Genomic DNA, 10,729 nt, shown 5'->3' with positions numbered 1-10,729 from the left:
TCTCAAGGGCAGGTTACCCACGTGTTACTCACCCGTCCGCCGCTATATAGAGGTTAGATGTTGGAAATTAGAAGTTGGATACTTGTTGAAATTCCGTAGGAATTTCTTCTATTCAAACCTCTAACCTCTAACATCCAACCTCCATATCGCTCGACTTGCATGTGTTAGGCACGCCGCCAGCGTTCGTCCTGAGCCAGGATCAAACTCTCATGTTATAACCTAGCTTCTTATTTGGTACGTTCGCTCTCGCTGTTCAGTTTTCAAGGACCGTTGACGCTTATTTATCTTATCACGTCTTTTTTATTATGTCAACTATTTTTTTGTTTTTTATTTCGTCGCCCTCGCGACGACTTCTATATAATAACATACAATAAAAATATATTGTAATTGTAGTTTTTGATTAGATGAAATTAAATATATAATTACTATACTTTTTGTGTATTTTCTCTAATTTTCTTGTATCGATATACCCGGATTAGTTGACTTTACATTTTTTATTATTAGCCCTAATCCTTTATATTATTCATATTAAAGAAATTATTTTTTACCTATCAAATATCATTCATAATCTAAAACAAAAAGTCTAAAATAATTTGAATAAAACATTATGTTTTTCAACTATTTTCTTATAGGTCATACTAAATTAAAAATATTTACTTTTCTATTTAAAATTATAATTTGCAACTAATTATAGATTGATTATTCGTCTAAAATATAAAAAACAGTCTATAAAACAAACTAAATAGAATTAACATTAAAAAAATATAATACCTTACTACTTACACTTATATACAAGGGGTAATACCCAGCTCATTAGCACTATTTTTATACTTTAATATGTAGATTATCTCCGTAATCTCCCACGCTTAAAAGTTTATTTCATCACCATAAATGCAAATTGTGCAGCTAATTTCAGCTTATTTTTAGCTATATAATTTTTTATTTCCATATTTATTTACTTCCACTTTAAGTTACAAATTATATAACTATCACTAAAGTAAAAACACCCAAAGGTTTTTATCCTTTAGGTGTTTATTGTTATTATTATTTTTCGCCACAAAGTTCAAGAAGCTTTTCCCATCTTCTGTCTACTTCTTCTTGAATCTTAGCAACTATATGTTCATTTTCTGGCTTTAATAGGTGCTTAAATCTTCCTTGAAGTTTTAGCCATTCAGTTATTGGCTTCTTTTCTGCTGGCTTGTAGTTTAACTTATAAACTCCATTTTCAACTTCATATAGTGGCCAGAAGCATGTTTCAACAGCAGCCTTAACAACATCAAGTTCAGTTGCTGTATCACATCTCCATCCTCTTGGACATGGAGTTAATACGTTCATAAACTTAGCACCCTTTATACTGAATGCCTTTTCTGCTTTGTTGTATAGGTCAAACATATATTTAGTTCCTGGAATTACTGGAACAGTTTGAGCAACATATGGTATATGATGTCCTACCATTATTTCAGTTAAGTCTTTTCTAAATTGTTGCTTACCTGGAACTACCTTTCCAGCTGGTGAAGTTGTTGTATCTGCACCATATGGAGTAGCTGATGATCTTTGGATACCTGTATTCATGTATGCACCATTGTCGTAGCATACATAAAGCATATCATGTCCTCTTTCCATAGCACCTGATAGTGATTGAAGACCGATATCATATGTTCCACCGTCTCCACCGAATGCTATGAACTTATATGTATCATCAACCTTACCCTTTCTTTGGAATGCTCTATAGCAAGCTTCTGCACCACTTACTGTTGCAGCTGCATTTTCAAATGCTGTGTGTATCCAAGAATCCTTCCAAGCTGTGTATGGGTATAGACAAGTTGAAACTTCAAGACATCCTGTAGCATTTGCAATTACTGCCTTTTCATCATCCTTAAGTGCCTTTAGTATCCAATTTACTACCATTGGGGCACCGCAACCTGCACACATTCTATGTCCACCAGTTAATCTAACCTTCTTTGCTGAAAGTTCCTTTAAATTTGGCATGATGGCACCTCCTATTCTCTTACACCAATGTAGTTGTAAACTTCATACTTGCCAGTTTCAATAGCATTAAATAGGTTGCTGAAAACTTCTTCAAAATTATATGTTGTAACGTCTCTTCCGCCAAGACCATAGATGTAGTTTTGTACTATCTTTCCATCTGCCTTTCCGTACATAGCACTTACTACTTCATTGAATAATGGTCCACCTGCTGCATTGAAACCATCAACCTTATCCATTATCGCAACTGCCTTAACATTCTTTAGAGCTTCAGCTATTTCTTCAGCTGGGAATGGTCTAAATACTCTAACCTTTATTAAACCAACCTTCTTACCTTGAGCTCTTAGAGCATCTACAACAGTCTTTGCAGTACCTGCTGATGAGTTGATTAGAACTAATGCAGCTTCTGCATCTTCCATCTTGTATTCTTCAAAGAAACCATACTTTCTTCCTGTTAGTTTTTCATATTCAGCAGCAACTTCAAGAATTACCTTCTTAGCATTCTTCATTGCTTCTGCTTGTTGTCTCTTATGTTCAAAATAGTGGTTTGGTAAATCAAGTGGTCCCATTGACACAGGGTCTTGACCTATTAATGCAAATGGAGCCTTTCTTTCTTCTCCAACAAACGCCTTAACATCTGCATCATCAAGCATTTCAAGATTTTCAACAGCGTGGCTTGTTATAAATCCGTCATAACAAACCATAACTGGAAGTTGCACATCAGGATGTTCTCCTATTCTTACTGCTTGCATTAGGTTATCGTATGCTTCTTGAGCATTTTCACCATAAAGTTGTATCCAACCTGAATCTCTTGCACCCATTGAGTCTGAGTGGTCGTTATGTATATTAATTGGTCCTGAAAGTGCTCTGTTTGTTACAGCAAGAACCATTGGTAGTCTCATTGACGCACCAACATAAAGCATTTCCCACATAAGTGCAAGACCTGCTGATGCAGTAGCTGTCATAACTCTACCACCTGCAGCTGCAGCACCTATACATGCTGACATTGCACTATGTTCTGATTCAACTGCAACGAATTCAGTTGTAACCTCACCATTTGCCACAAATTGTGAGAAATATTGTGGAACTTCTGTAGATGGTGTTATAGGGAAAGCAGCAACAACATCTGGATTGATTTGTTTCATACCAAATGCAACTGCTTCATTACCACTTAATGATACTCTCTTTGCCATTGCCTAATTCCTCCCCTCATTATTCTTCTGGTACAAAGTCAAGGGCACCAAACTTACATTGTTTTGTACAAACTCCGCATCCCTTACAATGGTCAAAATCAAATCCTACAAGCTTACCGTTTTCAACCTTTATTGAGTTGTCTGGACAAACAACCCAGCAAAGTAAACAGTGCTTACATTTATCTTCATACCAAACTGGTCTCATTGCTCTCCAGTCACCAGTCTTGAAATCTTCTGCATTACCTGCATCTAAAATTACTCCACCTGGTGTAGTTTCTCTCCAAGTTGTTTCATTTGTTATGTTAACCTTTCTTTCTTTATTCATTTCCCTTCACCTCCTCAAGTGCTCTCTTAACAGCCTCCATATTCTTTGGAACAACGTGAGGTTTATTAGCAAACTTATGCTTAAATGAAGCTTCAATGTCGTTTAAGAAAGTTTCAACTGGAATTACTCCTGTTATCTTAACAACAGCAGCAAGCATTGGAGTATTTGGGAAATATGCTCCAAGAGTTTCTTCTGAAATCTTTCTTGCATCTATTGTGTATACTCTACCATCGTATTTTAATTCCTTCTTAATTTCTTCTGGTGACTTTGCAGTATTAACAATTACTGCACCACCCTTTTTAAGTCCTGCTGTAACTGGTACAGCCTTAATTAATGTTTCATCAACAACAACTACATAATCTGGTTCATAAATGTTACTATGTATTGATATTGGCTCATCACTTATTCTGTTGTATGCAGTTATTGGTGCACCCATTCTTTCTGGGCCGTATTCTGGGAAACCTTGAATATACTTTCCAGTATTAAAAGCTACTTCTGCAAGTAATAGTGAAGCTGTCTTTGCCCCTTGGCCACCACGACCATGCCAACGAATTTCAACTAGCTTTGACATTAAATTATCCTCCCTTCACACTCTTTTATATAACAGAAAATTCTGAACAAGCCTGTTATAGTATAATTTGTACTCCTTGTACTATAACAGCACGTAAATGCCTTATAATACAAGGCTTTTCAATACAACAGCCTGTCAATTAAAATTGTAACAGACTAAAAAAATCCTGTCAATAAACTTAACTAAAAAATTCGACTTATCTAAAAATTTGTTAATTCATTAACATTTTAATGGCAAAATAAAAGAACAAGTAAACCTTGTCCTTTTATTAAAAGATAGCCCATTCTAAAAGAAATATAAGCCCTATTCCAGGTATTCCAAGCACTCCAGCACAAAAGGCTGTAAATATATTAAGAGGAATTGTTATGTTAAATTTTTGTCCTATTATATTTGCTGCAAAAATTATAAGGGCACCTATTGCTGTTTTTAAAACAAATTTAATAACTATTAATGATTTCTCCTTCAATGCCATAACAAATAAAAATAATAGAAATATAATTAATACATATATGATGACATTAATATCAACTTGTAAAGGCATATAACTCCTCCTATGAAGATTGTTTGTTATATTTATATGCCTTAATAGTTAACTATATTATTAATTCTTTTTGCCACTTTGAATAGATAACTTAATCTTGCAAATTCGGCCTTTTCTTTATATATTGCATAATCTATCATATCTGGGTCAGTTGAATACATAAAGGTTTCCTGTGCACTTTTTATTTCTGAAATAACCCTTTCTATTTCACTTTTTACCTCCAATAATTCCTTATTTTCTTGAACCTTTGGAGAACTTATAACCCTTATTGCTTTTTCTAATAAATCGATGGTTGAAACATGTCCATCCATTTTAACCCCTCCTCCGCATTTTACATCTACATTATTGACAAGTTAAGGAGAGTTTATACAAAAAAGAAACTAAGGTATAAAATTATTTTTATGTAGTATAAGCATAATATTGTACTAAAAACATCTACAGCCTTAAAAACTTACTACTCCAAATCTTATTATTCCCTCTACACCATCATTTTGTAATATACTTTTTTATTGTTCATTATAAGAACAACAATATAGAATTTAGTATTGTGTTGTTATAGTTTTTAATATGATTTTATGCTATAATTATCTTAAACGTTTAAGTATAATGAAAAGGAGAGAGAAAAAAATGGATTGGAAGCAAAGCATCTATTCTGATGGTTCAAGGGAATTTTTAAGCAATCCTAATCCAAGATTAGGAGAAACAATTAAAGTTAGTCTTAGAGTTTTCAAAGATGCACCTATTAAAGCTGTATTTTTAAGATACCTCCCAAATGGAGAACATCATATGATAGAAATGAAAAGAGAAGGGGACGATGATATATTTGCCTACTATAGCACAGATTTAAAAATAAGTGAAAAATCAATTAATTACCGTTTTATGATTGCAACTGAGGATGATGTGTATTATTATAATCAACTTGAGGTTACAAACTACGACCCAAACGAACACTATGATTTTAAGATAATTGCAGATTATGAAAACCCTGAATGGGTAAGAGATTGTGTTTTTTATCAAATATTCCCTGACCGATTTTATAACGGAAATCCAGATAATGATGTAAAGGATGAAGAATATTTTTTAGATGGGCATCCTACTTCAAAACAACCTTGGGGCAAAAAACCTGTAGAATATAGCGAAGGACACTGTTTAGATTTTTATGGTGGCGATTTAGAAGGAATAAAACAAAAAATTCCTTATTTAAAGAAGTTAGGTGTCAACGCAGTTTACATTAATCCAATATTTTGGGCACCTTCACATCATAAATACGATTGTATAGATTATTTTCAAGTTGATCCGCACTTTGGAGGAAATGAAGCATTAAAGGAATTAGTTGAAGAGCTCCATAAAAATGATATGAAAATTATACTTGATATATCTGTAAATCATACTGGTTCAGGGCATAGATGGTTTAATAAAGAAGGATTTTTTGATAAATCAACTGGTGCATATAATGATAAAAACGCTGAAGAAAGAGAATACTATTATTTTGATGAAAATGGAGAATATTTTAGGTGGATGGGGGTAGACACTCTCCCAAGTTTAGACTACCGTTCTCAGAAATTAAGGGACATTATATATAGAAAGCCTAATTCTGTTCTTCAAACTTGGTTAAAACCTCCATACAATATAGATGGTTGGAGACTTGATGTTGCAAACAATATGGCAAGAAAAGATGAAATAGATGTATCTAATGAAGTTTGGATTGAACTAAGACAACATTTAAAGGAAACAAAATCAGATATGTATCTATTGGCAGAACATTGGGCAGATACTTCAAAGTATCTTCAGGGAGATAAATGGGATGCTGCGATGAATTATTATGGATTCCAAAGACCTGTTAGAGATTTTATTGGTGATATAGATGTTTATCTAACAAGAACCCATATACCTTTAAAAAGCAAACACAAAGACGCTGTAAAACTTGCAAAGCAACTTAGTCAGCATCTTGCACAACTTCCATATCAAGTTAAGATGAATCAGTTTAACCTATTAGACAGCCACGATGTACATAGACTTCATATAATGCCACATATAGATTTTGAAACTTACCGTTGTGCTGTTGTTATGTTATTTACTTTCCCTGGAGTTCCTTCTATCTATTATGGTGATGAAGTCGGAATTGAAGGAGATCTGCGTTATGGTGAAGGCTGTAGATACTGTATGCCTTGGGAAGAAGACAATTGGAATAAAAATCACTACAACCTATATAAAAAATTAGCTCACCTTAGAACCAAAGAAGATGTCTTAAAAAACGGCGGGTTTAAAATTATTTATGCAGAAGGTTCAATTATTGCCTTTGCAAGATTTAATAACGAAAAGGCATTTATAACTGTTGTATCAATGGAGAATGCAGATAAAGAGATTTCTATAAACGGAAGACTCATTGGAATAACTGATAAGAGTAGTATAAATGAAGTATTTAGTGAAAAAAATGCTTATATATGTAAAGATGGCATTGTAAATTTAAAAGTTAGTGCCAATAAAGCATATTTATATGAAATAACTTTAAAGCCCTAAGATACCTTAGCAAAACACAATATTACCCTACAAATTTATTATTACAAATCCTGAAGAGAAGATATAGTTTATCCAAAATAATACGATAACATTAATGTAAATATAAGTTTATGGGGGTAATATTTATGAATGATAAACCTAAATGCTTTGAGGCAATAGAATTAATCAAAAACACCTGCAAGGGCAAAAATCAACCTCAATGTAAAATGTGTAAATACTATATATGGTTTAAAATGGGAGATGAAGATACAGCAGTAAATATTATAAAAACTTTACTACAGGATGAGTAAGGAAGGTTTAAACCTCCCTCAGATTGTTGACAAACCCATTTGTTAGCTAAATTTTGAAAAAGCCCAATGAAAGGATTTCAATGGGCTCTTTCATGAGCTTTAGCAATTCTTAGCTTTTCGAATTTGGAAAAGTCCGTAATTCGGCACAGGACGTGCCGATCCGAGCGGCCATCAGGACGATGGCATTGCGAGGGTAGGACTTTTTTCAAACAAAGAAAAGCTTAGAATTGATTAGCGAAATGAACGAATGCCCAAGAAATCCTTCATGGGGCTAATCAATATATAAATTTTTCAACAGCCTGAAGAAAGGTTTTAAACCTTCCTCATACATTTTTTATACAAAAATCCATAAAATCATATATAAAACTATCCTTAGCCTCATCTAAATATATAAAGTTAAACTCCCTATATATACGTATATCTTTAATTGGAACCTCTTTTAAAGTTCCAATCTTAAGCTCTTTTTTTATAGCCTCTCGCGATATTATTGTATAACCTAAGTTAGCCTCAACCAATGATATTATTGCATTGATATTACCTATCTCCATATGAATATTTATATCTTTAATATCATACCCTGTTCCTAAAACAATTTGTTCAAATATCTTTCTTGTACCAGAACCCTTTTCTCTTAATATTAAATTGCCCTTTATAACATCCTTTATATCTACCTCTTTTTTATCTGCAAAATAATGTTCTGGAGAAACAGCTAATATTAGCTCATCATCTTTAAATTTGCTATAACAAAATTTTTGTTTATCAAAAGGCCCCTCAACAACAGCAAAATCTAATTTCCTCTTTAACAATTTATCTTCTATATCTTCTGTATTATACACCTCAAGTAAAATTCTAATATTGGGATTTTGCTTTTGATATTCTGCTAATATCTTGGGCAATACATAACCCCCAATTGTCATACTTGCCCCTACTTTATATGTTCTATGTATTCCCGATTTATTTTTAATCTCATCTAATGCTTTTCTATATAATGCATCTATATCCTGTGCATATTTAAATAATATTTTACCTTCTTCAGTTAATTCTATATTTCTTCCTATTTTCTTAAAAAGTTTAGTACTATAATATTCCTCGAGCAACTTAATATGATTAGATACAGCAGGTTGAGATAAATTAAGATATTCAGCTGCATTTGTATAGTTTTTAAATTTTGCAAGGGCAATAAACGAAACCAACTTTACATCCATCAAATTTACCATCCCCACACACTTATCATAAAAATACATAATTATTATAACATATTGTTATAGTTTTATAATAAATCTTTTATTGTTTATACATATGTGTGGCTTTAATATTATATTTGTTAAAACTTTTGCAAAAGGAGATGACATTATGGAATGGATTAGAAAAAATTATCAAGGAATTCTTCTATCTCTTATTTTATCTATTATAGCCTTTAAACTTGGTAAAATGTTCCCTATAATAGGTGGGCCTGTGTTTGGAATTATTTTAGGAATTCTTATTAATAATACAATAGGAAAACCACAAAAGTCTCAAGAAGGGATAAAATTTACTTCTAAAAAAATTCTCCAATGGGCAATCATTGTTCTTGGTGCAAGTTTAAATATAAAACAAATTTATGAAACGGGTATTGAATCATTATCAGTTACTTTTATTACTCTTTCAGTCGCCTTTATTACTGCATTTGTCTTTGGAAAGCTTCTTAATATACCATATAAATTAAAATCCCTTATAGGCGTTGGAACTGCAATATGCGGAGGTTCTGCAATCGCTGCAATATCTCCTATAATCGAAGCAGATGAACTGGAAGTTGCTTATTCAATATCTACAATATTTTTATTTAATGTTATAGCTGTTCTTATTTTCCCTTCACTTGGTCACATAATTGGATTTGATGATAAGCAATTTGGACTTTGGGCAGGAACTGCAATTAACGATACATCCTCTGTTGTAGCAGCAGGATACATATACAGCAACGCTGCAGGTGCCTATGCTACAATTGTTAAACTTACAAGAACAACAATGATTATCCCTATTTCATTAATCTTTGCAATTATAACTTCAATACAAAAGAAAAAAGAATCAAAACAAAATCAAAGTGTAAATTATAGCTTTAAAAAAATATTTCCTTGGTTTATCATTTGGTTTTTAGTAGCTTCTATTTTAAATACAATTGGATTATTTCCAAAAGATATAATTTCATATATAAACACAATCGGTAAATTTATGATTGTTATGGCACTTTCTGCTATAGGACTTTCAACAGACTTTAAAAAGATACTTCAAACAGGCATAAAACCTCTCTTATTAGGTCTTATTGTTTGGTTTTCAGTCGCAGTCTCAAGTATAATAGTTCAAACTTGGAAATAGCATTTTTTGAAAATATAGATATAACAACTGCAACCAACAAAATTAATGAGGAAGGTAAAAAACCTTCCTCATACTTTTTAAAATTACAACTAAATTTTATATCTTGCCATTATAAATTCATCTGCATATTCTCCATTTTTTATGGCTGCATATTTTTTTGTTCCCTCTATTTGGAATCCTAAGGACTTATAGAGATTTATTGCCCTTTCATTATCCACAAAAACAGAAAGTTCAACTCTTACAAGCTTTAGCCAATTATCAGCAAGGTCTAACACTTCTTTAAGCAGGGCTTTCCCTATCCCCATTCCTTGATAGTCTTTATGTACCATAATCCAAACACTTGCAGAGTGTCTTGCCCTAAGACTTGCATTTATATGGAGTCCAACAACTCCAAAAACCTTCTTTTCAACCTTATTAACCTCTGCAACAAGTATATGATCATTAGCTCCTAATCCTTTAATAAAATCCTCTGTTTTATTTATTCTTTCACTTTTGATTCCCAAAATTGTTTCCCTAACCCCATCCATTCTTCTCATTTCGTTTATAGCCTCAGCATCTTCAAGTCTTATTGGCCTTATAAGATAATCCATAATAATCCCCCTATTCTTTTTTATTAACAATACACCCAAGCGAAATGATTGTAAATTTTGAAAAATGTCACATTTCACTTGGGTGGGAGACCTCCGAAAAAATATTATGGTATAATAAATATGCATAAATATTTTTTTGGAGGTCTTTTATGTTTAATAAGAACAATCAACAAATTGATATTATGACAAATATGATATATGAAAAATTAGTACCTAAAGATCATCTTCTTGTTAAAATAGATTCAATTATTGATTTTTCTTTTGTATATGATATCGTAAAAGAAAAATATAGTGAAAACAGAGGAAGAAAAGCCTATGATGCAGTTATTCTTTTTAAATTATGTTTGCTTGAATACATCTA

General features: G+C 32.2%; 11 protein-coding genes, 1 rRNA gene and 1 pseudogene. 4 read left to right on the top strand and 9 right to left on the bottom strand.

Annotated features, from left to right (window positions below):
• The 7 genes from A3M9_RS0111625 to A3M9_RS0111595 all read right to left on the bottom strand — a co-directional run.
• Positions 1 to 215 (bottom strand): 16S ribosomal RNA (locus tag A3M9_RS0111625); the annotation flags it as partial.
• Between the two features lie 829 nt (positions 216 to 1,044).
• Entirely contained in the window at positions 1,045 to 1,989 is a 945-nt protein-coding gene (locus A3M9_RS0111620) for a thiamine pyrophosphate-dependent enzyme (protein WP_027309349.1), read from the bottom strand.
• A gap of 11 nt (positions 1,990 to 2,000) precedes the next feature.
• A complete protein-coding gene (porA, locus tag A3M9_RS0111615; RefSeq protein WP_027309348.1) occupies positions 2,001 to 3,179 on the bottom strand; it encodes a pyruvate ferredoxin oxidoreductase in 1,179 nt (392 codons plus the stop codon).
• 19 nt (positions 3,180 to 3,198) lie between these two features.
• Positions 3,199 to 3,504, bottom strand: a complete 306-nt coding sequence (locus tag A3M9_RS0111610; protein ID WP_027309347.1) for a 4Fe-4S binding protein — start codon at positions 3,502 to 3,504, stop codon at positions 3,199 to 3,201.
• Positions 3,497 to 4,075: a 2-oxoacid:acceptor oxidoreductase family protein gene (locus A3M9_RS0111605; RefSeq protein ID WP_027309346.1), complete on the bottom strand. Its 579-nt coding sequence runs from the start codon at positions 4,073 to 4,075 to the stop codon at positions 3,497 to 3,499. The genes A3M9_RS0111610 and A3M9_RS0111605 overlap by 8 nt, the downstream gene beginning before the upstream one ends.
• Before the next feature lie 268 nt (positions 4,076 to 4,343).
• Positions 4,344 to 4,616: a pro-sigmaK processing inhibitor BofA family protein gene (locus tag A3M9_RS13910; RefSeq protein WP_051350730.1), complete on the bottom strand. Its 273-nt coding sequence runs from the start codon at positions 4,614 to 4,616 to the stop codon at positions 4,344 to 4,346.
• 41 nt (positions 4,617 to 4,657) lie between these two features.
• Positions 4,658 to 4,927, bottom strand: coding sequence for a DUF2508 family protein (locus tag A3M9_RS0111595; protein ID WP_035166601.1), 270 nt, complete (start codon positions 4,925 to 4,927; stop codon positions 4,658 to 4,660).
• Between the two features lie 316 nt (positions 4,928 to 5,243).
• Here A3M9_RS0111595 and A3M9_RS0111590 point away from each other — a divergent pair, with 316 nt between their 5' ends.
• Together A3M9_RS0111590 and A3M9_RS14720 are read left to right on the top strand one after the other, a co-directional pair.
• Positions 5,244 to 7,136 (top strand): alpha amylase N-terminal ig-like domain-containing protein, encoded by a 1,893-nt coding sequence (locus A3M9_RS0111590; RefSeq protein WP_035166599.1) that lies wholly within the window; start codon positions 5,244 to 5,246, stop codon positions 7,134 to 7,136.
• A 125-nt stretch (positions 7,137 to 7,261) separates the two neighbouring features.
• Positions 7,262 to 7,426, top strand: a complete 165-nt coding sequence (locus A3M9_RS14720) for a hypothetical protein (RefSeq protein WP_156897910.1) — start codon at positions 7,262 to 7,264, stop codon at positions 7,424 to 7,426.
• 323 nt (positions 7,427 to 7,749) lie between these two features.
• Here A3M9_RS14720 and A3M9_RS0111580 read toward each other — a convergent pair whose 3' ends face one another.
• Positions 7,750 to 8,631 (bottom strand): LysR substrate-binding domain-containing protein, encoded by an 882-nt coding sequence (locus tag A3M9_RS0111580; protein ID WP_370882859.1) that lies wholly within the window; start codon positions 8,629 to 8,631, stop codon positions 7,750 to 7,752.
• A 148-nt stretch (positions 8,632 to 8,779) separates the two neighbouring features.
• Between A3M9_RS0111580 and A3M9_RS0111575 the strand changes: the two genes are divergently transcribed.
• Complete coding sequence (locus A3M9_RS0111575; RefSeq protein WP_027309342.1) at positions 8,780 to 9,778, top strand: YeiH family protein; 999 nt, start codon at positions 8,780 to 8,782, stop codon at positions 9,776 to 9,778.
• 89 nt (positions 9,779 to 9,867) lie between these two features.
• Here the strand turns inward: A3M9_RS0111575 and A3M9_RS0111570 are convergent, their stop codons facing one another.
• Positions 9,868 to 10,368, bottom strand: a complete 501-nt coding sequence (locus A3M9_RS0111570) for a GNAT family N-acetyltransferase (RefSeq protein ID WP_027309341.1) — start codon at positions 10,366 to 10,368, stop codon at positions 9,868 to 9,870.
• 149 nt (positions 10,369 to 10,517) lie between these two features.
• Between A3M9_RS0111570 and A3M9_RS13905 the strand changes: the two are divergent.
• Positions 10,518 to 10,729, top strand: a pseudogene (locus A3M9_RS13905) (IS5/IS1182 family transposase); the annotation flags it as partial.

The organism is Caloramator sp. ALD01, from assembly GCF_000472625.1.
Taxonomy (GTDB): Bacteria; Bacillota; Clostridia; order Clostridiales; family Caloramatoraceae; genus Thermobrachium; species Thermobrachium proteoclasticum.
Note: the sequence above shows the minus strand (reverse complement) of the source record. Positions and strands in the feature narration are given on the sequence as shown.

Excerpts from the sequence above, each read along its gene's own strand:
- A3M9_RS0111620 (WP_027309349.1), bottom strand. The coding sequence starts at position 1,989 with ATGCCAAATTTAAAGGAACTTTCAGCAAAGAAGGTTAGATTAACTGGT.
- porA (WP_027309348.1), bottom strand. The coding sequence starts at position 3,179 with ATGGCAAAGAGAGTATCATTAAGTGGTAATGAAGCAGTTGCATTTGGT.
- A3M9_RS0111610 (WP_027309347.1), bottom strand. The coding sequence starts at position 3,504 with ATGAATAAAGAAAGAAAGGTTAACATAACAAATGAAACAACTTGGAGA.
- A3M9_RS0111605 (WP_027309346.1), bottom strand. The coding sequence starts at position 4,075 with ATGTCAAAGCTAGTTGAAATTCGTTGGCATGGTCGTGGTGGCCAAGGG.
- A3M9_RS13910 (WP_051350730.1), bottom strand. The coding sequence starts at position 4,616 with ATGCCTTTACAAGTTGATATTAATGTCATCATATATGTATTAATTATA.
- A3M9_RS0111595 (WP_035166601.1), bottom strand. The coding sequence starts at position 4,927 with ATGGATGGACATGTTTCAACCATCGATTTATTAGAAAAAGCAATAAGG.
- A3M9_RS0111590 (WP_035166599.1), top strand. The coding sequence starts at position 5,244 with ATGGATTGGAAGCAAAGCATCTATTCTGATGGTTCAAGGGAATTTTTA.
- A3M9_RS14720 (WP_156897910.1), top strand. The coding sequence starts at position 7,262 with ATGAATGATAAACCTAAATGCTTTGAGGCAATAGAATTAATCAAAAAC.
- A3M9_RS0111580 (WP_370882859.1), bottom strand. The coding sequence starts at position 8,631 with ATGGATGTAAAGTTGGTTTCGTTTATTGCCCTTGCAAAATTTAAAAAC.
- A3M9_RS0111575 (WP_027309342.1), top strand. The coding sequence starts at position 8,780 with ATGGAATGGATTAGAAAAAATTATCAAGGAATTCTTCTATCTCTTATT.
- A3M9_RS0111570 (WP_027309341.1), bottom strand. The coding sequence starts at position 10,368 with ATGGATTATCTTATAAGGCCAATAAGACTTGAAGATGCTGAGGCTATA.